General features: G+C 47.9%; 13 protein-coding genes, 1 tRNA gene, 2 rRNA genes and 1 riboswitch (1 of these 17 only partly in view). Of the genes, 10 read left to right on the top strand and 6 right to left on the bottom strand.

The features are described from left to right. The 3 genes from EPB59_RS10870 to EPB59_RS10860 form a co-directional block, all read left to right on the top strand. Positions 1-2,347, top strand: a 23S ribosomal RNA gene (locus EPB59_RS10870); it begins 540 nt to the left of the window's first position. 92 nt (positions 2,348-2,439) lie between these two features. Next, a 5S ribosomal RNA gene (rrf, locus tag EPB59_RS10865) occupies positions 2,440-2,555 on the top strand. A gap of 31 nt (positions 2,556-2,586) precedes the next feature. After that, a tRNA-Asp gene (locus EPB59_RS10860) sits at positions 2,587-2,663 on the top strand. Between the two features lie 580 nt (positions 2,664-3,243). Here the strand turns inward: EPB59_RS10860 and EPB59_RS10855 are convergent. Beyond that, a complete protein-coding gene (locus EPB59_RS10855; RefSeq protein WP_154172723.1) occupies positions 3,244-4,578 on the bottom strand; it encodes a cation:proton antiporter in 1,335 nt (444 codons plus the stop codon). Positions 4,579-4,773: 195 nt separating this feature from the next. Here EPB59_RS10855 and metH point away from each other — a divergent pair, with 195 nt between their 5' ends. Further along, positions 4,774-8,454, top strand: coding sequence for a methionine synthase (gene metH, locus EPB59_RS10850; RefSeq protein WP_154172721.1), 3,681 nt, complete (start codon positions 4,774-4,776; stop codon positions 8,452-8,454). A 76-nt stretch (positions 8,455-8,530) separates the two neighbouring features. Here metH and lysC read toward each other — a convergent pair whose 3' ends face one another. After that, positions 8,531-9,886 carry a lysine-sensitive aspartokinase 3 gene (gene lysC / locus EPB59_RS10845; protein ID WP_154172719.1) on the bottom strand — a complete coding sequence of 452 codons (1,356 nt, stop codon included), beginning with the start codon at positions 9,884-9,886 and terminating at the stop codon, positions 8,531-8,533. Positions 9,887-9,997: 111 nt separating this feature from the next. After that, positions 9,998-10,175: riboswitch (Lysine riboswitch) on the bottom strand. A 175-nt stretch (positions 10,176-10,350) separates the two neighbouring features. Between lysC and EPB59_RS10840 the strand changes: the two genes are divergently transcribed. Continuing rightward, positions 10,351-11,469 carry a pyridoxal-phosphate-dependent aminotransferase family protein gene (locus tag EPB59_RS10840; RefSeq protein ID WP_154172716.1) on the top strand — a complete coding sequence of 373 codons (1,119 nt, stop codon included), beginning with the start codon at positions 10,351-10,353 and terminating at the stop codon, positions 11,467-11,469. A 60-nt stretch (positions 11,470-11,529) separates the two neighbouring features. On the opposite strand, the gene EPB59_RS10835 is transcribed toward EPB59_RS10840, so the two are convergent. From EPB59_RS10835 to EPB59_RS10820, 4 genes are all read right to left on the bottom strand, one after another. Then, complete coding sequence (locus EPB59_RS10835) at positions 11,530-13,317, bottom strand: PglL family O-oligosaccharyltransferase (RefSeq protein ID WP_195706988.1); 1,788 nt, start codon at positions 13,315-13,317, stop codon at positions 11,530-11,532. A 66-nt stretch (positions 13,318-13,383) separates the two neighbouring features. After that, the gene (gene uvrA / locus EPB59_RS10830) at positions 13,384-16,206 is read right to left on the bottom strand and encodes an excinuclease ABC subunit UvrA (protein WP_154172713.1); all 2,823 of its coding nucleotides are present in this window, start codon (positions 16,204-16,206) and stop codon (positions 13,384-13,386) included. A 154-nt stretch (positions 16,207-16,360) separates the two neighbouring features. Next, on the bottom strand, positions 16,361-17,233 hold the full coding sequence (gene galU / locus EPB59_RS10825; protein ID WP_055052008.1) for a UTP--glucose-1-phosphate uridylyltransferase GalU: 873 nt from the start codon (positions 17,231-17,233) through the stop codon (positions 16,361-16,363). A 172-nt stretch (positions 17,234-17,405) separates the two neighbouring features. Next, positions 17,406-18,050, bottom strand: a complete 645-nt coding sequence (locus EPB59_RS10820) for a LuxR C-terminal-related transcriptional regulator (RefSeq protein WP_055052009.1) — start codon at positions 18,048-18,050, stop codon at positions 17,406-17,408. Positions 18,051-18,341: 291 nt separating this feature from the next. On the opposite strand from EPB59_RS10820, the gene EPB59_RS10815 reads away from it, so the two are divergent. The 5 genes from EPB59_RS10815 to EPB59_RS10795 all read left to right on the top strand — a co-directional run bounded on the left by EPB59_RS10815 (position 18,342) and on the right by EPB59_RS10795 (position 23,427). Beyond that, a complete protein-coding gene (locus EPB59_RS10815; RefSeq protein WP_000168293.1) occupies positions 18,342-18,875 on the top strand; it encodes a single-stranded DNA-binding protein in 534 nt (177 codons plus the stop codon). Between the two features lie 177 nt (positions 18,876-19,052). Then, entirely contained in the window at positions 19,053-21,011 is a 1,959-nt protein-coding gene (csrD, locus tag EPB59_RS10810; protein WP_233420241.1) for an RNase E specificity factor CsrD, read from the top strand. Between the two features lie 13 nt (positions 21,012-21,024). After that, on the top strand, positions 21,025-22,467 hold the full coding sequence (locus EPB59_RS10805; protein WP_055052011.1) for a PilN domain-containing protein: 1,443 nt from the start codon (positions 21,025-21,027) through the stop codon (positions 22,465-22,467). Next, a complete protein-coding gene (gene gspM, locus EPB59_RS10800) occupies positions 22,464-23,114 on the top strand; it encodes a type II secretion system protein GspM (RefSeq protein WP_055052012.1) in 651 nt (216 codons plus the stop codon). The genes EPB59_RS10805 and gspM overlap by 4 nt, the downstream gene beginning before the upstream one ends. After that, positions 23,107-23,427 (top strand): MSHA biogenesis protein MshK, encoded by a 321-nt coding sequence (locus tag EPB59_RS10795; protein ID WP_055052013.1) that lies wholly within the window; start codon positions 23,107-23,109, stop codon positions 23,425-23,427. Before gspM ends, EPB59_RS10795 begins: the two co-directional genes overlap by 8 nt. The last annotated feature ends 5 nt before the right edge of the window (positions 23,428-23,432 follow it).

Genomic DNA, 23,432 nt, shown 5'->3' with positions numbered 1-23,432 from the left:
GTGACTGCGTACCTTTTGTATAATGGGTCAGCGACTTATATTCAGTGGCAAGGTTAACCGTATAGGGGAGCCGTAGCGAAAGCGAGTCTTAACTGGGCGCTCAGTCTCTGGATATAGACCCGAAACCGGGTGATCTAGCCATGGGCAGGTTGAAGGTTGAGTAACATCAACTGGAGGACCGAACCGACTAATGTTGAAAAATTAGCGGATGACTTGTGGCTAGGGGTGAAAGGCCAATCAAACTCGGAGATAGCTGGTTCTCCCCGAAAGCTATTTAGGTAGCGCCTCGGACGAATACTACTGGGGGTAGAGCACTGTTAAGGCTAGGGGGTCATCCCGACTTACCAACCCTTTGCAAACTCCGAATACCAGTAAGTACTATCCGGGAGACACACGGCGGGTGCTAACGTCCGTCGTGGAGAGGGAAACAACCCAGACCGCCAGCTAAGGTCCCAAAGTATTGCTAAGTGGGAAACGATGTGGGAAGGCTCAGACAGCTAGGATGTTGGCTTAGAAGCAGCCATCATTTAAAGAAAGCGTAATAGCTCACTAGTCGAGTCGGCCTGCGCGGAAGATGTAACGGGGCTAAGCAATACACCGAAGCTGCGGCAATGTCCTTTGGACATTGGGTAGGGGAGCGTTCTGTAAGCCGTTGAAGGTGAATCGTAAGGTTTGCTGGAGGTATCAGAAGTGCGAATGCTGACATGAGTAACGACAAGGGGGGTGAAAAACCTCCCCGCCGGAAGACCAAGGGTTCCTGTCCAACGTTAATCGGGGCAGGGTGAGTCGACCCCTAAGGCGAGGCTGAAAAGCGTAGTCGATGGGAAACGGGTTAATATTCCCGTACTCAATCAAATTGCGATGGGGGGACGGAGAAGGCTAGGTGGGCCAGGCGACGGTTGTCCTGGTTCAAGTGCGTAGGCTTAAGAGTTAGGTAAATCCGGCTCTTTCTAAGGCTGAGACACGACGTCGAGCTACTACGGTAGTGAAGTCATTGATGCCATGCTTCCAGGAAAAGCCTCTAAGCTTCAGATTTGATGGAATCGTACCCCAAACCGACACAGGTGGTCGGGTAGAGAATACCAAGGCGCTTGAGAGAACTCGGGTGAAGGAACTAGGCAAAATGGTACCGTAACTTCGGGAGAAGGTACGCTCTTGATGGTGAAGTCCCTCGCGGATGGAGCTGACGAGAGTCGCAGATACCAGGTGGCTGCAACTGTTTATTAAAAACACAGCACTGTGCAAAATCGCAAGATGACGTATACGGTGTGACGCCTGCCCGGTGCCGGAAGGTTAATTGATGGGGTTAGCGTAAGCGAAGCTCTTGATCGAAGCCCCGGTAAACGGCGGCCGTAACTATAACGGTCCTAAGGTAGCGAAATTCCTTGTCGGGTAAGTTCCGACCTGCACGAATGGCGTAATGATGGCCACGCTGTCTCCACCCGAGACTCAGTGAAATTGAAATCGCTGTGAAGATGCAGTGTACCCGCGGCTAGACGGAAAGACCCCGTGAACCTTTACTACAGCTTGGCACTGAACATTGAACCTACATGTGTAGGATAGGTGGGAGGCTATGAAGACGTGACGCTAGTTGCGTTGGAGCCGTCCTTGAAATACCACCCTTGTATGTTTGATGTTCTAACTTAGACCCATTATCTGGGTTGAGGACAGTGCCTGGTGGGTAGTTTGACTGGGGCGGTCTCCTCCCAAAGAGTAACGGAGGAGCACGAAGGTGGGCTAATCACGGTTGGACATCGTGAGGTTAGTGCAATGGCATAAGCCCGCTTAACTGCGAGAATGACGGTTCGAGCAGGTGCGAAAGCAGGTCATAGTGATCCGGTGGTTCTGTATGGAAGGGCCATCGCTCAACGGATAAAAGGTACTCCGGGGATAACAGGCTGATACCGCCCAAGAGTTCATATCGACGGCGGTGTTTGGCACCTCGATGTCGGCTCATCACATCCTGGGGCTGAAGTCGGTCCCAAGGGTATGGCTGTTCGCCATTTAAAGTGGTACGCGAGCTGGGTTTAGAACGTCGTGAGACAGTTCGGTCCCTATCTGCCGTGGGCGTTGGAAGATTGAAGGGGGCTGCTCCTAGTACGAGAGGACCGGAGTGGACGAACCTCTGGTGTTCGGGTTGTGTCGCCAGACGCATTGCCCGGTAGCTAAGTTCGGAATCGATAACCGCTGAAAGCATCTAAGCGGGAAGCGAGCCCTGAGATGAGTCTTCCCTGACAGTTTAACTGTCCTAAAGGGTTGTTCGAGACTAGAACGTTGATAGGCAGGGTGTGTAAGCGTTGTGAGGCGTTGAGCTAACCTGTACTAATTGCCCGTGAGGCTTAACCATACAACACCCAAGGGGTTTTGTAGTGGACTCAAAGCTAAGCGCATAAGAATGTGTGTGAGAACGAAAACAGCTTTCCAGATTTTAAAATTTTGCTTGGCGACCATAGCGTTTTGGACCCACCTGACTCCATCCCGAACTCAGAAGTGAAACGAAACAGCGTCGATGGTAGTGTGGGGTTTCCCCATGTGAGAGTAGAACATCGCCAGGCTTTTAATTTAGCACCAAGCGCTAACCAATGCGGAGCGGTAGTTCAGTTGGTTAGAATACCGGCCTGTCACGCCGGGGGTCGCGGGTTCGAGTCCCGTCCGCTCCGCCACTTATTTGAGAAACCCAGTCTTACGACTGGGTTTTTTGCTTTCTGGGCAATCCCAATCCCACCCTCTCTCTTAAACTCTAACTTCTAAGCTTCCCACTTCTTGATAGCATGATTTTTGGGGGAGCCACGCCTTGGTTATCTTCACCTCTACGCTGTATTGTGACTCAAACCTCAAGCGAATGGGGCTCTGTTGCTATTTGCAGTTGGGCGCGTACCGCGTTTAATACTCTGCGGGCTGCAGGGTGAGAAGTGGATATTCGTGTTGGGGCTCGTGCGAATGGGACGTAGGGCGATAAGAAAAAGCCGACGCACTGGGCATCGGCTAAAGGAGATGTGTTCGGTTTCTAGAATCTAGGTTTACAAGATTTTCTTTGAATGGTTTTTTAAGTGCCGTAAGTAGGCATGCTAGTAGCTGAGTACGCCTTGTTCATTACTCCATACTCTCCATATGAGAAGCATGTTCATGCTTTCGTATTTTGCTGGAATCATTGCTGAACGCTAACGACATGATAAACAGTAGCTAATAAAAAGCCGCAGTGTGATAAGTACACTGCGGCTTTTTAGTAAAGAAAGGTAATGGTTAGTTGTGGTTCTCTTGTTGAGTGAGTGGCTGCTCGCTCTCAGGTTCAAGCTCTGCTTGCATTGCTTTCTCGGTTTTTTTCGCTTTCTCAATCATCGGGGTAATAGTAGAGCCTTGTACTAGAATTGAAAAAACAACCACAGCGTAGGTCATGACGAGAATCAGCTCTTTTACATCGATAAGCTTCTCTGGGATGACCATGATTCCTGAAGGGATAGAGAGTGCCATCGCGAGTGCTAAACCACCGCGTAAGCCACCCCAAGTCAAAATGCGGATTGACCAAGGGTTGTAGGTACGGTAGCGCTTAAAACCAATGTAAGAGACAAACACACTCAGATAACGCCCACACAGAACAACAGGAATTGCAAATGCCATCAAGATCCAATCTTCTTGGTGGAATTCGAACAACAGCATCGACATGCCGATCAGTAGGAACAAGACGCCGTTGAGGAATTCATCGACCAATTCCCAGAAGTGATCGAGATGCTCTTCGCTCTCTTTTGAGAAGCCAATAAATCGAGTCCAGTTACCAATCATGATGCCAGAAACCACCATCGCCAGTGGACCTGAAACGTGAACTACGTCGGCAAAGGCATAGCCTGCAGTTGGAATACCTATGGTTAACAACAGCTCCATCGAGTGGTCATCGGTTGCCGAAATAAGGTAGTGAAACAATAACCCGAGCAAGAAGCCGTAAACAATGCCGCCAATGGCTTCTTGCATGAAGAGCAAGGTAACACTGCCGATGGTCGGAGTTTCATGACCAAAAGCAATCGTAAAGATCGTGACAAAGATAACCAGACCAAAACCATCGTTGAAGAGTGATTCACCTTCAATCTGGGTAGAAATGCGTTTTGGTGCTTTTAGCTTCTTCACAATCGCGAGAACGGCAATTGGGTCTGTGGGGGAAATGAGAGCACCGAACAGTAGACAGTAGACCAGATCAAACTGAATGCCGATCAACTGACAGAAACCGTACAGCGCAAATCCGATAAAGAAAGTCGAGAATAAGGTAGCACCAAGTGCTAGTACGGTAATTTCCCACTTTTGATCTTTTAGATTGGGTAGCTTAATCCCCAAACCACCAGCAAAAAGTAGGAAGCCTAGAATCCCTTTGAGCAGAAAATTTTCAAAGTTGATACTGGTGACGGTTTCTGTCGCGATTTGGGAGAGATGGAACCAGTTGTTTTGACCTGCGATGAGGATTAATAAAGACAACATCATCGAACCAGCAGTAATCGCGATGGTCGTTTGCATTTTGCTGATCTTGCTGTTTAAAAAAGCAATCAACATGGCTGCCGCCGAGAGGAAGCACAAAGTGTGATAGACGGACATTCTCTTCTCAGTGTGTGTAACAATTTGTGAACGAAATTGTCTTTCTCTGTTGAGTAAATAGCAAATACTTTTTAATCATACGAGGGTGAGCTCACACACAAAATATTTTGGTTGGTTTAATCATTTTTTAGACGTCTAGATTTCTGAAATTTGTGTGATAGGATGTCATCAAAGCAAAAGGAATGAGGCGGTATAGTGAGAATGGAAGTGAGACAACAACTTGAGCAACAACTGAAACAGCGTATCCTACTGATTGATGGTGGTATGGGAACGATGATTCAGAGTTATAAGTTACAAGAGGAGGATTATCGTGGTGATCGATTTGCAAATTGGCACTGTGATTTAAAAGGAAACAACGACCTCTTAGTGCTTACTCAACCGCAAATCATTAAAGACATTCATTCGGCTTATCTCGAAGCGGGGGCTGATATTCTTGAGACCAACACGTTTAACTCGACCACGATTGCCATGGCTGACTATGACATGCAGGCGCTCAGTGATGAGATTAATTTTGCCGCTGCCAAACTGGCGCGTGAAGTTGCTGATGAATGGACAGCTAAAAATCCTAATAAGCCACGCTATGTCGCTGGTGTGCTTGGTCCAACCAACCGTACGTGTTCTATTTCTCCTGATGTGAATGATCCGGGCTTTCGTAATGTTTCCTTTGACCAGCTTGTTCAGGCCTATTCCGAATCCACCCGTGCTTTGATCAACGGCGGAAGCGATCTGATCCTCATTGAAACCATCTTCGATACACTGAACGCCAAAGCCTGTGCGTTTGCGGTCGATAGCGTATTTGAAGAACTGGGCATCAACTTACCGGTGATGATTTCCGGTACGATTACCGATGCCTCAGGCCGTACTCTGTCTGGACAGACGACGGAAGCTTTCTACAACGCCTTGCGTCATGTACGGCCGATTTCGTTTGGCTTGAACTGTGCGTTAGGCCCTGATGAGCTGCGCCAGTATGTGGAAGAGCTTTCACGCATTTCGGAATGCTATGTTTCCGCGCACCCGAATGCGGGGTTACCGAATGCGTTTGGCGAATACGATCTCTCTGCCGAGGAGATGGCAGAACATATTGCCGAATGGGCGCAAGCAGGTTTTCTTAACTTAGTCGGTGGCTGCTGTGGTACTACTCCTGAGCATATCGCCGCCATTGCCAAAGCCGTCGAGGGTGTAAAACCAAGGGCTCTGCCAGATCTGAAAGTAGAATGTCGTCTCTCGGGTTTAGAGCCGCTCAATATTGGCCCTGAAACCTTGTTTGTTAACGTGGGCGAACGTACTAACGTCACCGGTTCAGCGCGTTTTAAGCGTTTAATTAAAGAAGAGCAATACGACGAAGCGCTCGATGTGGCGCGTGAGCAAGTCGAAAACGGCGCGCAGATCATTGATATCAACATGGATGAAGGCATGTTGGACGCCGAGGCGTGCATGGTGCGCTTTTTGAATCTATGCGCCTCTGAACCAGAAATCTCCAAAGTTCCGGTGATGGTCGACTCCTCGAAATGGGAGGTGATTGAAGCGGGTCTGAAATGCATTCAGGGTAAAGGCATCGTCAACTCTATTTCTTTAAAAGAAGGCAAAGAGAAGTTTATTGCCCAAGCCAAATTGGTGCGTCGCTATGGTGCCGCCGTGATTGTGATGGCGTTTGACGAAGTGGGCCAAGCCGATACCCGTGAGCGCAAATTGGAGATCTGTCGTCGGGCTTACCATATTTTGGTCGATGAAGTGGGCTTCCCACCGGAAGATATTATTTTTGACCCTAACATCTTTGCCGTTGCGACCGGAATTGATGAGCACAATAACTATGCGTTGGATTTCATTAATGCGGTGGCAGACATTAAGCGTGATCTGCCGCATGCGATGATTTCTGGCGGTGTGTCTAACGTTTCCTTCTCTTTCCGCGGCAACAACTATGTGCGTGAAGCGATCCATGCTGTTTTCCTTTATCACTGCTTCAAACACGGTATGGACATGGGGATTGTCAACGCAGGGCAGCTTGAAATCTACGATAACGTGCCGCTGAAACTGCGCGAGGCAGTGGAAGATGTAATCCTCAATCGACGTAACGATGGCACGGAAAGATTGCTTGAAATTGCCGAAGCGTATCGCGAAAACAGTGTCGGTAAAGAAGAGGATGCTTCTGCGTTAGAGTGGCGCGCATGGCCTGTGGCTAAGCGTCTAGAACACGCTTTAGTCAAAGGCATCACCGAATTTATCGTCCAAGACACTGAAGAAGCACGTCAGCAAGCCAGCAAACCGCTGGAAGTGATTGAAGGGCCGTTGATGGATGGCATGAACGTGGTCGGTGACTTGTTCGGGGAAGGGAAAATGTTCCTCCCACAAGTCGTAAAATCAGCGCGTGTCATGAAACAAGCCGTTGCGTATCTTGAGCCTTTCATTAATGCGCAAAAAAGTGGTAGCACCTCCAATGGCAAGATCTTGCTGGCGACTGTAAAAGGCGATGTGCATGACATTGGTAAGAACATTGTTGGCGTTGTGCTGCAGTGTAATAACTTCGAGATCATCGATCTTGGTGTGATGGTGCCTTGTGAACAGATCCTCAAAGTCGCGCGCGAGCAAAATGTCGATATCATCGGTCTCTCTGGGCTTATCACGCCGTCTTTGGATGAGATGGTGCACGTGGCGAAAGAGATGGAGCGACAAGGGTTTGAACTGCCACTTTTGATTGGTGGGGCAACGACGTCTAAAGCGCATACTGCGGTGAAGATCGAGCAGAATTATCATGCGCCTGTGGTGTACGTGAATAACGCATCGCGCGCGGTGGGGGTGTGTACTTCACTACTGTCTGATGAGCTGCGTCCCGGTTTTATCGAACGTTTGGATCTCGATTATGAGCGCACGCGTGATCAGCATGCTCATAAAACGCCCAAATCGCGGCCAGTCACATTAGAGCAGGCACGTGCTAATAAAGCGGCGCTGGATTGGGCAAATTACACGCCGCCCGCTCCTGCGAAACCGGGTGTGCATGTGTTTGAAAACATTGCGTTAGCCACACTACGTCCTTACATCGACTGGACGCCTTTCTTTATGACTTGGTCGCTTATGGGCAAATACCCTGCCATTTTGGAGCATGAAGAGGTTGGTGAAGAAGCCAAACGTCTATTTCATGATGCCAATGCCTTGCTTGATAAAGTAGAGCGAGAAGGGCTACTGAAAGCCAGTGGTATGTGTGCGCTGTTCCCAGCAGCGAGCGTGGGTGATGATATTGAGGTGTACAGCGACGAATCGCGTACGCAAGTGGCGCATGTGCTGTACAACTTGCGTCAGCAGACCGAAAAGCCGAAAGGAGCCAACTACTGTTTGTCAGACTATGTCGCTCCGAAAGAGAGCGGTAAGCGCGATTGGATTGGCGCGTTTGCGGTGACAGGTGGCATTGGTGAGCGAGCATTGGCCGATGCTTATAAAGCACAAGGTGATGATTACAATGCGATCATGATCCAAGCGGTGGCCGATCGTTTGGCGGAAGCCTTTGCGGAATATCTGCATGAAAAAATGCGTAAAGAGATTTGGGGCTACGCGAGCGATGAAAATCTCTCAAATGATGAGCTGATCCGAGAGCGTTATCAGGGGATTCGACCAGCACCGGGTTATCCTGCCTGTCCAGAGCACACCGAAAAAGCGACCTTGTGGCAGATGCTGAATGTTGAAGAGACCATCGGCATGTCACTGACCACTAGCTATGCGATGTGGCCGGGCGCTTCGGTATCCGGTTGGTATTTCTCGCATCCTGATTCTCGCTATTTTGCGGTCGCGCAGATCCAGCAAGATCAGCTGCACAGCTACGCTGAGCGTAAAGGTTGGAGTTTGCAAGAAGCCGAAAAATGGCTAGCGCCGAACCTCGATGCTTAATCAGTAAAACAGTAATCCACAATAACAAGAGGCCACATGATGTGGCCTCTTAGTTTTTATCTCGTGAGTTTGAGTTTTATTCTTGCTCAAACAGCTCTTTATGCAGTTTCTGCACCGCTTGCTTAGAGACAGATTCATGCAGCAAGAAGCAGAGGTTATGCGCGCTGGCGCCATAGCAAATCATACGGAGGTTGTAATCTTCCAATACGCTGAATACTTGTTTTGCGTAGCCGCGGCTCTCTTTCATCTTGTTGCCGATCAGAGCAATCAAACACAGGTTGTATTCGACTTCTACCGTACACAGCTCTTCCAACTCGGTGCGCACCGCTTCAGGCAATTCTGGTGCACCACCTGAGGTATCGGTTTTATCCAGTGTCAGTGACACGCTGATTTCTGATGTGGTGATGAGATCGACCGAAATTTTATGCTTGGCGAGAATTTCGAACACTTTGGCGAGGAAACCGTAAGCATGGAACATCTGCGCGCTACGCAGTGTCACCATGGTTTGATTACAGCGTAGTGCAAGTGCGCGATACAGTGGCGCGCTTTCGACTTGTTTACGGATCCAAGTGCCGCCTTTTTCTGGTTCTTTTGAAGAACCAACAAACACCGGAATGCCATGACGCACGGCTGGAAGCAATGTGGATGGATGCAGTATTTTGGCACCAAAATTGGCCATTTCTGAGGCTTCGCTAAAGCTTATCTCAGGAATCGGCGCTGCTTTTGGCGCGATACGTGGATCGGTACTGTAGATCCCCGGCACGTCTGTCCAAATTTCCAAGCCACAAGCTTGCACGGCTTCGGCAATCAAAGCTGCTGAATAATCACTGCCACCGCGGCCTAAGGTCGTTGTATTGCCTTGGGCATCAGAGCCGATAAAGCCTTGAGTCACCACCACATACTGTTCACACAATGGAACCAGTTTTTCTTTGGCCAACTGAGCGATTTCTGCCAGTTGTGGCTCGGCACGACCGTAGTGGTCATCCGTACGTAGCACTTCGCGGATATCAAAACGTACCGCATCAACACCACGCTCACGCATCAGTTGAGCCAAGATATAAGTAGAAATCAGCTCACCGCACGCCACTAAGTGGTCGGTCAATTTCTTGCTCGATTGAAATGAGGCGGCTTCTGCAGCACTCGCCACAGAATCTAGCACGGCTTTGACTTCTTTTTCGACGCGTGTCGGATCGGCGAGCTGGTCGATAATCACATAATGGATATCAGCCAGTTGTTGCAAAATCGCTTGGCGACGTTCCGCTGAGGCCACGCCATTGGCGAGTTCGACCAATAAATTGGTCACCCCAGAGCAGGCGCTGCTGACTACTAAGCGTGTTTGTGGATTGTTTTCGATAATGGCCGAACAACGGCTCATGGCTTCAAAGTTGGCGACACTAGTACCACCAAATTTGGCGACGTTAAATGTGCTCACGGCAATTCTCCCAGACTTCCTGAAAAACGAGTTGTTGGTAACCCAACGTCCAATGTTGTGAAGAGAGTGTTTTTTAATAGAGCAAAATAGAGGAGTGACTATAGAAAGATTTCCCTCAGAAGCTCTTCATCAGATTCGAGCTGATGACAGTTGAAGGGATTCAGCCCATTCAACCGATAAACCAAAGCCGCAACTTTAATTCACCTCGGCACTACTCCCCCTGAATGTTCTGTTTTGGAGTTGAGGCTCCACAAAACATCTGCCTGGGCAGTGCTCCTCTTCTGCTAGATAGCTCACACATTGAACGGTGTTGGTGAAATCTTGTCAACGACAAAATGTTCCAAAAGTGCAAATAAAAATGACATTAGTGTGACAAGGATTAACACTCTGGACATAGGTCGAATTGTTGCTGCAACTTAATTGCATTACTCTGATGGTTCTGGTCGCCACAACAAGGAGTCGTTATGACAATTCGCAGTTTTATCCCCCCGCATCGGATTTTGATGGGTCCCGGGCCTTCTGATATTTCTCCGCAAGTGTTACAAGCGCTAAGTCGCCCCACAGTCGGTCATCTTGATCCTCTGTTTATCGGCATGATGGATGAGCTAAAACAGCTGTTGAAATATGCTTTCCAAACTGAAAATGAATTCACCATTGCAGTATCTGCGCCGGGCAGTGCAGGGATGGAAGCCTGTTTTGTTAACCTCATCGAGCCGGGCGATAAAGTGATTGTATGTCGCAATGGCGTGTTTGGTGAGCGGATGCGCGATAACGCTGTGCGTTGTGGGGCCGAAGTTGTGGTGGTTGATGATGAATGGGGTTGCCCAATCAGCGTTGAACAAGTGCAAGCCGCGATAGATGAGCATCCGGATGCGAAAATACTGGCTTTTGTACAAGCAGAAACGTCAACCGGAGCCTTAAGTGATGCGCAAGCGTTAGGTGCTCTAGCGAAGCAGCATGGTTTGTTGACGATTGTTGATGCGGTGACCTCGCTCGGCGGCGTTCCCCTGCTGGTGGATGAGTGGCAACTGGATGCGGTGTATTCTGGCAGCCAAAAATGTCTCTCTTGTGTGCCGGGTTTGGCTCCGTTGACGTTTTCACCTCGTGCAATTGAGAAGATTCAATCACGAAAAGCACCGATTCAAAGCTGGTTCCTTGATCAGAGCTTGGTATTAGGTTATTGGAGTGGGGCGGGTAAGCGCAGCTATCACCACACCGCACCAGTCAATAGCTTGTACGCTCTGCACGAAGCACTATTGCTGTTGCAACAAGAAGGGCTAGAGCAAGCGTGGCAGCGCCATCGTGTGATGCACGGCAAGCTCAAACAAGGCTTAGAGCAACTGGGCTTTAAGTTTGTGGTAGCTGAGCCGTATCGTTTGCCGCAGTTGAACGCGATTTATGTTCCGGAAGGCATTGATGAAGCGAAAGTGCGTAGTCACCTGCTCAATGAATACAATTTGGAAATTGGTGCAGGGCTCGGGGCATTAGCTGGCAAAGCGTGGCGGATTGGCGTAATGGGCTACGGTGCGCGCTCGGAAAACATTGCGTTATGTTTACGTGCACTGGAAGAGTCACTGCGTTAATGCAAAGCGGTGTGAAATAGAAATCAGGGTGGCTTAGGCCACCCTGATTTCTATTTGAGATTAGGGGGTTACGGCAGAAGGGGCTTGTTCTGCGCCGGATGCCGTACTTGTCGCCTTGATGGGCGCTTGATATTGAACGGTGCTGAAGTCCTGATTGGGGAACAGAAATTCCGCTTCAGTGCGAATTTGCTGCGCGCGACTCGCATCGCCCAAGCCTTGGTAGGCTAAAATTAGGTTGGTATAGAAGGCTGGGCGTGGCTTGTGTTGAATCACCTGCAATGACCAATCCACATACGGTTGGATCAGTTCTGCTTTTTGTTCATACAGTCCGAGTTCTAGGTAGGTGCTGTAGATGTCCCAATCAAATCGATCTTGCCATACCAAGGGATTGGTAACTTGTTTGAGTAATTCGGGATCTCTCGGCTTCGATTTCTCAAACTGAGTGAGTACATAATTGGTGTGTAAAGCTGTGCCCATATACAAACTGGTCACAATCGGTAATACCAAACTGGTAATACGTAGTAGGGATTTACTCAGCCCACTGAAACGGACGATGCGATAACGTGCAACCCGCTGATCGACCCAGTAGATCAAAATAATAAAAGTGATCCAGTGAATGGCTGAGTGGTAAAACGGATACTCCAATTGAGCATGCAACGTGATAGGAACGAATAGCGCCAGCATGGCTAAACGTGTACCTCGTTTGGCGGCATAGATGCGCAAAGCGCAGAAGCAAGCGGCAAGTAAAATTCCCAACACGGGCAGTAAACCGCCTTCAACCCCCCAGTACAAGATCTCATTATGCGGATGATCCATCGCCGTAAGTCCAGCGGGATAGGTGTTATTCAACTGATGTTGACGAGCGGTATAAAGTAAATATTGCGCTTCAAATTTACCGTAGCCATAACCGGTAAAGGGTTTCTCGATGATCATGTCAACCGCTTGTGGAAAAGTGTAGCGGCGTGGGCTTTCGAGATCGGCTTTATTGGCCACAAACCCAGAGGTTTCTTGACTATACATCGCTGCAAATCCGGCGCAGACACCAATCACAATGGCTAACAACCAGAGGCTAAAGCGTTGGCGTGATGCAAATCGACGAAGATATGGCGCAACGAGAATAATGCTAAGTAAGCTGGCTATCCATCCTGTGCGTGACGCAAGCACCACCAAAAGAGGGGCGGTAAGCAGTGGAGTGAGATAAAGAAGGCCAATTTTACTTAAGGGAGAATCATATTTTTCTGGTTGTCTTGCCAGTAAATAACCAGAAAGCACTAATCCAGTGGCAAGAAAACTTGCCATGACATTCGGTTGTTGAAAAATACCATAAGGACGGTTGGCGAGGGTGTCATACCCAAACGGATTTCCCGGTTCTAACCAAAAATATTGGATAAGACCAATAATGGCCTCGATTACTGTGGCCAGCAGAATGAACCACAATAAACGTTGTTTATGTTTATTGCTAAACCGAAATTGTTGCAACATCACAAACAAGCTGAACCCTGCCCACAAGCCAATCAATCGACTTGTCGCATTGAGCCAATCTGCATTCGCATACACCAGTGGTAGGGTCAGCAAAGTACAACTGATCCAAAGACCAATGGTGAGTTTTGAATAACGCAGGGCTTGATTATTGGCAAGCTGATACAGACCCACTGCAAGTGTGATGCTCAGGGCGATCCACGTGGTATTGTTAAAGGAGAGAGCGAGCCCAGCTCCGCCTGGGTTGGGCATGAAGAAATGCATAGCAACGAGGTACAAAATTGCTAATGAGAAAAGAAATGGTTTATTGAGAGGAATGCTCGGCGCGTGAGGCTCTAACCGGGTTCCACTTAATAGCAACGTTGCCATGCAGCTCACCTTAAAAAAACGAAACCAGCGCAGAGTTCGCTGGTTTCGATACTTTAGCCTTTTTTTCTAATTCAACAAAGGCTTGAGGAAGCGTGCTGTGTGTGAAGCTTCGATCTGCGCCACATCTTCTGGAGTTCCCTCTGCAATAATAAGGCCGCCACCTTGACCACCTTCTGGGCCTAAGTCGATGATCCAGTCTGCAGTTTTGATCACATCCAAGTTATGTTCGATCACCACGACCGTGTTGCCATGATTACGTAGGCGATGCAGTACAGTAAGCAGTTGTTGAATATCGTGGAAGTGTAGCCCTGTGGTTGGCTCATCCAAAATATACAAGGTTTTGCCGGTATCGCGTTTGGAAAGCTCGCGCGCTAGTTTCACCCGCTGCGCTTCACCACCGGAGAGGGTTGTTGCGGATTGACCGAGACGAACATAAGACAGCCCGACATCCATCAGTGTTTGCAGTTTACGCGCAATCACTGGAACTGGGTCAAAGAATGCTCGCGCATCTTCTACGGTCATCTCAAGCACTTCATCAATGGTGCGACCTTTGTAACGAACTTCCAGTGTCTCACGGTTATAGCGCTTGCCTTTACAGACATCACACGGAACATACACATCCGGTAAGAAGTGCATTTCAACTTTGATCACACCATCACCTTGACATGCTTCACAGCGCCCACCACGCACGTTGAAGCTAAAGCGACCTGGCTGATAACCACGAGAGCGTGACTCTTGCGTTCCGGCAAATAATTCACGGATCGGGGTAAAGATGCCCGTGTAAGTCGCGGGGTTGGAACGTGGGGTGCGCCCAATTGGGCTCTGATCAATATCGATCACTTTGTCAAAGTGCTCTAGGCCTTGGATCGCACGATAAGGTGCTGGCGTGGCGGTCGTGGCACCATTGAGTGCGGTATGTGCGATCTTAAAGAAGGTGTCATTGATCAGGGTTGATTTACCGGAGCCCGAAACGCCTGTCACACAGGTAAACAGACCGACAGGGATCGATAAATCGACATTCTTCAGGTTATTCCCTACCGCGCCTTTCAGTTCAACGGTTTTGTTCTTATCGCGTGGTGTTCGCTCAGTCGGTACGGCAATTTTTTTCACACCACTGAGATACTGGCCAGTTAATGAGTTCGGGTTGGCAATGATTTCATCGACATTACCTTCGGCAACTACCATGCCGCCGTGCACTCCTGCACCTGGGCCGATGTCGATCACATGATCCGCCATACGAATCGCATCTTCATCATGCTCAACCACTAAAACGGTATTACCGAGATTGCGTAAGTGGGTCAGGGTTTGCAGCAAACGTTCGTTGTCACGTTGGTGGAGACCGATCGAGGGTTCATCAAGGACATACATCACTCCAACTAACCCTGCACCGATCTGGCTTGCTAATCGAATGCGCTGTGCTTCACCACCGGAGAGGGTTTCGGCGCTGCGTGACAAGTTTAAGTAGTTGAGGCCCACATTGACCAAAAATTGCAGGCGATCATTGATCTCTTTCATCACTTTTTCAGCGATTTGTGCACGTTGGCCTTCGAGTTTCAGCTCTTGGAAAAACGTCAGCGCATCGGCAATACTCAGCTCAACAATGGTCGGCAGCGCAGTATCATTGATAAACACATTGCGCGCTTCAATTTTCAAACGTGTGCCATCACAGCTACCACAAGGTTTGTTGGAGATGTATTTCGCGAGATCTTCACGCACAGAATTGGATTCAGTATCGCGATAACGGCGCTCTAGATTATGCAAAATGCCTTCAAAAGCATGTTTTTTGAGGCGGATATCTCCGCGATCATTGATGTACTTAAATTCAATCTCGGTACGACCAGAGCCGTGTAGGATGATGTCCTGAATCTTTTTACTCAGCTTATTGAAGGGCGTGTGCAGGTCAAAGTCGTAGTGCTCAGCCAGCGCAGTCAGCATCTGGAAATAATAAAAGTTCTTTTGATCCCAGCCACGAATTGCCCCTTGCGCCAAACTTAAGTTGGCATCTTGGATCACTCGATCTGGATCGAAATACTGTTGTACTCCTAGGCCGTCACAGGTTGGGCAAGCACCGGCTGGGTTGTTGAAAGAGAATAGGCGTGGCTCAAGCTCGCGCATGCTGTAGCCACAATGTGGACAAGCAAAGTTAGCCGAGAAAATCTGCTCTTCGCCTTCACCCTCCATAGGCGCTACCACCACGATCCCGCCGGAAAGTTCTAAGGCTGTTTCAAAGGACTCGGCCAAGCGCTGCTGTAGATCACTGCGCACTTTGAAACGGTCGACAATCACTTCAATGGTGTGCTTTTTGTGCAGCTCAAGCTTCGGTGGATCGGTCAGGTCACAAGTTTCACCATCGATCCGTGCACGAATAAATCCTTGAGCCGCTAAGTTTTCCAATGTCTTAACGTGTTCGCCTTTACGCTCTTTGACTATGGTGGCCAGCAGCATCATTTTGCTGCCTTCGGGTAACTCCAAAACCTTATCGACCATTTGGCTTACCGTTTGTGCTTTGAGTGGCACTTGGTGCTCAGGGCAACGTGGCTCGCCGACTCGGGCATAAAGCAGACGTAAATAGTCATACACTTCTGTGATCGTACCGACGGTGGAGCGTGGGTTATGCGAAGTGGACTTTTGCTCAATCGAAATCGCGGGCGACAACCCTTCAATGTGGTCAACATCCGGCTTTTCCATTAGGGAAAGGAATTGACGCGCGTAAGCTGAAAGGGACTCGACATAACGTCGTTGCCCTTCTGCGTATAACGTATCAAAAGCCAGAGATGACTTACCTGAGCCAGAAAGGCCAGTGATGACAATCAGTTTGTCACGTGGAATGGTCAGGTTGATATTTTTGAGGTTGTGGGTACGAGCGCCGCGTACTTCGATTTTGTCCATCTGATTTGCTCTTTGCTAAACGAAGTGCAGCAAGTATTACATAGCGTGAACAAAGTGCAAGCGAATACTGGATAAAAAAACAGTCATCTTAAAAGTGAAAAAGCCAATGGATAGCGTTACCCATTGGCTTTTAAAATCACGTTTTAACTAAGAATTACTGACCTTTGTGCGTTGACTGCTTAGCAAGTTCAACTTTTTGGTCGTTCTGTTTATACATATTCTCGTAGCAGAAATTGGTCGCTTCGATATAGCCTTCTACGCTACCACAGTCAAAGCGCTTACCTTTGAATTTGTAGGCAAGTACACAACCAGACTTCGCTTGCTTGAGTAGTGCATCGGTGATTTGAATTTCGCCACCTTTGCCCGGTTCCGTTTGTTCAATCAGATCAAAAATATCTGGAGTCAGGATGTAGCGACCGATAATCGCGAGATTACTTGGCGCGGTACCTGGCTCTGGTTTTTCCACCATGTTATCCACGCGGAATAGGTCGTCTTTGATCATTTCGCCTGCAATCACGCCGTATTTGTGGGTTTCATTTTCAGGGACTTCTTGTACCGCAACGATAGAGCAACGGAACTGTTTATACAGTGCGACCATTTGTGCCAAGACACCTTGCTGTTCATTGACACACAAGTCATCCGCTAGAACCACGGCAAATGGTTCGTCTCCGACCAACTCTTTACCGGTTAAAATCGCGTGACCCAAGCCTTTCATTTCGCGTTGGCGAATAAAAGTAAAGTTAGCGGTTTCGATGATGTTACGAATATCAACCAGTAGCTCTTCTTTGTTAGTGCCGCGGATCTGATGCTCTAACTCGTAGTTCATGTCAAAGTGATCCATGATCGAGTGTTTACCACGACCCGTCACAATACACATACCTGTAATACCCGCTTGAATCGCTTCGTCAACGCCGTATTCGATCAGTGGCTTGTTAACGACAGGCATCATCTCTTTAGGCATTGATTTCGTTGCGGGTAGGAATCGCGTTCCGTAACCAGCTGCCGGAAATAGACACTTCTTAATCATAATCTTGCTCTATGGTGTGCTAGGGAGAAATTTTTGCCGACTCTATCATTTCTGATTCGCGACTGCATTACGTTGGTGTTATCGACCAAAAAAATGTGTGTGCAGTCGCATTGTTACTACATTTTTCAGTACGAAATAGATAGAGCAATGTCTAGGATAATATTGAGTTTTTTCACAATAAATTCTGGTTTACCCAAGCAATCGCTTTGACTCTATTTTTCACATTTAACTTTTTAAAAATCTGGTAAAGATGCGATTTCACTGTGAACTCACTGATAAACAAACTCTCTGCGATTTGCATGTTGGAAGCGCCAGTTTGTAAGCAGCGTAAAATTTGGATTTCACGAGCGGTGAGATCGATCGTTACCTGTGTCTGATGAGTTTGAAATGCGTAACGATAATAATGCAACAGTTGGCTGCTGACATGGCGTGGTAACCAGTTTTGTCCATTAATGATTTCACCTAACCCATGAGCCATAAAGCCGGTTTCTTCATTGGCATAGAACAGGCCTTTTAAATTCCCATAAGTGAGTAAATCTTCCGTTTTTAAGCGTTTTTCTACATTGAATAAAATTGTTTCGAAGTATGGGCTGGTGAGTTTAAGAGGACCTAGTTTATGGCGAATAGCACTACTTTCGTTATGGTCGAGCAGTAAAATTTTGTGTTTATCAGACTGGTATTCACGCAGCAGGCGCTCTGGGTCAATAACCGGAACCGGAAGATTGAGTTTGGTTATCGCCGCCTGAATATTAGGATGTAAAGCCTCGGGTTGAGTCGTGAGTAAGTAAATGGTGCGTGCGTAGTTGGCTCGTTGCATGATGGATTGCATACCTAATTGATATGAAATAATGCACTTAATATGGCGAAAAATACGTTTACGCGCTATGGGACAAAAGCAGTTTGCGGAGCACCTCAATAGACAAGGTAACCGATAGGTTTGTCAGCAGGTTATTTCGGTGAGGTGCTCTTAAAAACTGCTAAACAAGGAGGGTGAAATAGCTCACGATGCAATGAGAATCTGGGAATTCGATTGGTTCAGTGGGCAAAACGATGTTATCCTTGCCGACTACTTGAAATTGATAGACATGAGTTGATTACGGAGCAAAACATGGCAAGCCGTGGCGTGAACAAAGTAATTTTGATTGGTAACTTAGGCCAAGATCCTGAAGTGCGTTATATGCCAAGCGGCGGCGCAGTTGCGAATATCACTATCGCGACCTCCGAAACTTGGCGTGATAAAACCACGGGTGAGCAAAAGGAAAAAACCGAGTGGCACCGTGTGACGCTGTATGGAAAATTAGCCGAAGTGGCGGGTGAGTACCTACGCAAAGGTTCTCAAGTCTACATTGAAGGTCAACTGCAAACACGTAAGTGGCAAGATCAAAGCGGTCAAGATCGTTATTCAACTGAAGTGGTTGTACAAGGTTATAACGGCATCATGCAGATGCTGGGTGGCCGTACTCAACAAGGTGGCATGCCAGCTCAACAAGGTGGTATGAATGCACCACAGCAAGGTGGTTGGGGACAACCTCAACAGCCAGCGAAGCAGCATCAGCCAATGCAACAATCGGCACCTCAGCAGTATGCTCAGCCGCAATACAATGAGCCGCCAATGGATTTTGATGACGACATCCCATTCTAGAACAGCTATTGACGAAAAAAGCCGCGGATTCCGCGGCTTTTTTATATAGTTATCTCAATTGTTTAATGTAAACTTCTCGCCTCTGAGAAATAGATAGCGGCGCACATAAGGAACGTGGCACAAATGAGGTATACACCGACGTTAAAACTGAGCACTCGGCTTGTTGCCTTTGTGACCATGACGGTGATCAGTGCCATGTTTATTCTGTTCCTCGGTGGTACGTTGTCTTTTCAGCGTCTTGGGCAGGAATACCTTAATCATTATCTGCAAGGAATCGTCGACGTTGTCGACAAGGAGATGGAAGATCCCGATGCGGCATATTCGATGCAGCGTTGGATGCCGAAAATGTTACAGGCCGGTGGGATCATTGAAATGCAGCTTTCGTCGGAGGCTGGAACCGTCTACCGTTTCAAAGATACCGCGAACACTATTGAACCGGCACGCTTATATCAAGTTGCCTTACCTCTCAAACGTAATCCTGATTACGTGATGCATTTTAAAGCCATACCTCCATACCTCAGCTACAACTATTCGTTGCAAGCCATGTGGTCGACTACGTTAGCGGTCTTGCTGATCATCTTTTTCTTATTACGAGGCGTTAAGTGGCTGAAAGAGCAGCTTTTAGGCTCGGAATTACTGGAAGAGCGTGGAAGGATGATCTTAGCTGGCCGCGTTGAGCAACATGCGAAAGGCGATCCTAGAGAGTGGCCGTATACGGCCAGTGAAGCGTTGGATCTTCTGATTGAAGAGTTGCAGGATGCGCGCCAAGAACGTAGCCGTTTTGACACCTTTATTCGCAGCCAAACCTTTTTAGACCAATTGACTGGTACTGCAAATCGCGTGTTGTACGACAGCAAGCTTGAATCGGCATTGTTGGAAAGTGGGGCTCATGGTGGCGTTATGATGCTACGTTTGGATGATCTTGAATCCACGCGTGAAGAGAGCCCAAAACGTTTGGTTGATGAGTTTATTATCGAAGTTGGCGAGTGTTTATCCAATATCGTCCAGCGTTATCCAGACGCCATTCTTTCTCGTTACTACGATGATGTGTTTGCCTTATTCATTCCTCATCAGGGCAGCAAAGATGTGGCGCAAGTGGCAACACAAGCGATTAAGCTACTTGAGCGAATTGTGCCTCCGCAGCCGCTTGCGGAAGAAAATTGGTTCCATATTGGTGTCACCATGTATCAAGAAGGTGAGCGGCGTGGGCGCATTATTGATGAAATGGAGACCGCACTAAAAAGCGCACAACTCCAAGGTGTGAATGCGTGGAGTCGTTTCCAAAAACCTAAGCAGTTACAAGAAGACCGTGGCAGTGTGCGCTGGCGGACTCTATTTGAACAAGCTCTACGCCCTGATGCGATTTTGTTGTATCGGCAGGCTTGTTACCTTCTCAGCGCCAATGGTGAACGGGAATTTGTGCATTATGAGTTGTTTGCGCGAATTCAAGATCCACAACAAGGTATTCTTAAAGCGTCACGCTTTAGCTCAGCATTAGAAACGGTCGGCTATGAAGCCATGTTAGATCGTGCCGTGTTTGGTTCGGTCGTGAGTTTTCTTAAGCAGGCGGAGCGAATTGAACCAGTCTCGGTTAACTTACACGTTGTCCCGTTTAGTGATAAACGGTATGCTCGCTGGATTCGTAACGAATTGATGCAGATGCCTTTTTATCTTAGAAGTGCGTTATCTTTTGAATTTGCAGAAGCGCATCTGGTCAAGCATTTGGATTATATGCGCCCGATTATTCGCATGTTAGCGGGGTTAGGGTGCAAAGTCGTGGTCGGGCAGGCAGGACGAACAATCGTCAGCACTCACTATATCAAAGACTTAAAAATCAACTATCTTAAACTTCATCGGAGTTTGATTAAGAAAATTGATCAACGCTATGAAAACCAGTTGTTTGTACGCAGCTTAGTGGGTGTGTGCGGTGGTACACAAACTGAAGTGATTGCGGTAGGGGTTGAGACCGAACAAGAGTGGCAAACCTTACAAATGCTTGGTGTTAAGGGAGTGCAGGGGCGGTTGTTTGATGATGAACAACAAATGTTGCCGCCACTACCTCGCGAACAAACGAAGCTACCCCAGCGTATGTCTTTGATACCCGTCGGTAAACGTAATCGATGGAGAACCAAATAGCCGTGGTTAGAACATGAAAAAACCAAGTTGGATAGAAAAACTGTTTGCCTCTAAGGTTGCCTCTCAGCAGCTCTATGTTGTCGTGCAACCAGAAAGTTTGTACTTCACGACAGACGATCTGCCGCCGATCCCTCCTCAGTCATTAAATCAACAAAATTGGCAATCGGTGTTAGTGCAAACACTGCAAAAACACGCGATTCATGATGTGCAGATCCACCTCGTACTTCATTCTCAGCTTTATCAGGCTTATCAAATTGAGCAACCTAGCGTACCACGTGAAGAGTGGTCAGCCGCTTTGCCTTTTTTACTTAAAGATATGCTCAGTGAGAAAGTGACCGATGTGGTGGCAGATGCTCACCCACTACCGGGCAGTGGTAAAGTTCAAGCCTATGTGATCAGCAAGCGCACTATTTTGGAGCTGCAAAGCATGGCGTTAGCGGCGGGGTTAACGCTTGGCCGAATTATTCCAGAGCAAGCGATATGGGGAATGGCAGGGGGAGAACTGAGTCATTTCTTATTGTTGCATCGTAGCTTGGGTGGCAGCTTTAAGTTAGATGCTTTTGTGGAGCGCCAATGCAGCTTTCAGAGAACACTGCGTGGAATTACGGCTCCGGTAACGGATAATGCGGTGAGTGCACTGCAATTAGATAGCTTGGCGTTGGAATTACAACGCTCGATTGATTATCTCTCCGCTCAGTTAAAAGGTGGTTCTTTACAGCAACTTAAAGTGTGTTGTGATGGAGAAGATAGAGAAGCACTGATTGAAGGACTGAATGCACGGTTAAGTGTCCGAGCTTCAGGATTGGATGGTAATGCTGTCCTTTCCTGTGGTGAGCAATTGGCGCGTTATGTGCGTAATGTGTCGCAAGAAACCATCAATTTTTATCCTGACCATTTAAAGCCCAAACAAGACAAATTCACATTAACCAACCTATTACTGATCTGGTTAGCGTTAAGTGCCATGCTGTTGCTAGGGTATGCAGGCGTTGGTTATCAAAATATGGTGAGCGATCAACAACTGCAACAGCTGCAGGATCAGAACCAAACGTTGACAGTGCAAGCCACGAACCTGCGTCAGCAAGCTGCCAATCATCTGCCCTCGGCAGGAAAATTAGCGGCGATTGAGCGTTTGAAAAAAGAAATTGTGGCTAAACAGGAAGCCAAACAGGCGATTGGTCAGTTTGATGCAGCACAGCAAACTGGGTATTCCGGCGTTTTAAATTCATTGGCACAGTTAGCGCGCAGTGATATCTCGTTAAGCAGTATTACCTTGGATGCGCTTCAGTTGAACGTACAAGGGTTGGCACGTGATCCCGCGGCGATTCCAAACTGGATAAATCAGTTCAAACAAGAGCTGCATTTGATGGGCCGAAGCTTCGAGCAACTGAAAATCGGTCGCAATGATCAGGATATGATCACCTTTGAATTGAATACCCAGCGAGGGAATCTGAAATGAGATCACGTTGGCAAACGATGGAAAAACAGTTTTCCGCGCTTTCACCGCGTGAAAAAGGGTTGATTGCGCTTTGTGGTGTCGTGGTGGTGGTGCTGTCATTGTGGGTGGGGTTGATTGAGCCTGCATTGAAGCAAAGTGAAGCGCGCCAATTACAAGTTCAAACCTTGACTTCTAGCAATCAGGTGTTGCAAGGAGAAATCATGGCGTTGCAAGCAAAGCTCGCAAGGAACCCAGATCAGGAATTGGATGTTGAGTTATCACAGTTGACGCTACAAAGTCAGGAAATCTCATTGCAATTGGCTGAGCAGATCACGGCGATGGTGGCACCTTCAGAGATGCCGAATTTATTGGAAAATGTACTCAGACAGGGTCAACAACTGAAATTGGTATCGCTAGAGTCCTTGCCTGCTGAACCTATCGTGCGTTCGAAAGAAACCAATGTGGAATCGGAATATTATTTGCATCCAGTACGAATGGAGTTTACGGGATCTTACTTCGCCATTCGTGACTATTTGCAAACCTTAGAAGCGTTACCTGTGAAATATTATTGGCGCCGTTTTCAGTATCAAGTGGAAAACTACCCACAGGCTCGGGTGATCCTAGAAGTCTATACTTTGGGCAGTCGAGAGGAGTTTATCGGTGGTTAAATATGCAGCGCTGTTGGCGCTAATCATCGCAACGCACAGTTACGCTAATGTTGACCCAACCGCCCCTTTAGGGTGGGAAAATCCAACAAAAAACGAGCAAAAAACAACACCAACTTACCCTGTGCCAGCCCTACAAAGTATTGTGTGTGCGGAGGGTAAGAGCTGTTATGCGATTATCGAACAAACCGTGGTAGCGCAAGGGGATGTGGTGAATGGCTATCGTGTTACAGCCATCCATCCCGATCAGGTGAAACTCACCCGAGCAGGGAAAGAGTGGCGGTTGGCACTCTTTGCGCTCGATATAAAACAATAAGGTAA

It is taken from the genome of Vibrio metoecus (genome assembly GCF_009665255.1).
Taxonomy (GTDB): domain Bacteria; phylum Pseudomonadota; class Gammaproteobacteria; order Enterobacterales; family Vibrionaceae; genus Vibrio; species Vibrio metoecus_B.
The sequence above is the reverse complement of the archived record's forward strand: the minus strand, read 5'-3'. Positions and strand labels throughout refer to the sequence as shown.

Coding starts and splice junctions, on each gene's coding strand:
- EPB59_RS10855 (WP_154172723.1), bottom strand. CDS start 4,578: ATGTCCGTCTATCACACTTTGTGCTTCCTCTCGGCGGCAGCCATGTTG.
- EPB59_RS10840 (WP_154172716.1), top strand. CDS start 10,351: ATGACAATTCGCAGTTTTATCCCCCCGCATCGGATTTTGATGGGTCCC.
- EPB59_RS10835 (WP_195706988.1), bottom strand. CDS start 13,317: ATGGCAACGTTGCTATTAAGTGGAACCCGGTTAGAGCCTCACGCGCCG.
- uvrA (WP_154172713.1), bottom strand. CDS start 16,206: ATGGACAAAATCGAAGTACGCGGCGCTCGTACCCACAACCTCAAAAAT.
- galU (WP_055052008.1), bottom strand. CDS start 17,233: ATGATTAAGAAGTGTCTATTTCCGGCAGCTGGTTACGGAACGCGATTC.
- EPB59_RS10820 (WP_055052009.1), bottom strand. CDS start 18,050: ATGCAACGAGCCAACTACGCACGCACCATTTACTTACTCACGACTCAA.
- EPB59_RS10815 (WP_000168293.1), top strand. CDS start 18,342: ATGGCAAGCCGTGGCGTGAACAAAGTAATTTTGATTGGTAACTTAGGC.
- csrD (WP_233420241.1), top strand. CDS start 19,053: ATGACGGTGATCAGTGCCATGTTTATTCTGTTCCTCGGTGGTACGTTG.
- EPB59_RS10805 (WP_055052011.1), top strand. CDS start 21,025: ATGAAAAAACCAAGTTGGATAGAAAAACTGTTTGCCTCTAAGGTTGCC.
- gspM (WP_055052012.1), top strand. CDS start 22,464: ATGAGATCACGTTGGCAAACGATGGAAAAACAGTTTTCCGCGCTTTCA.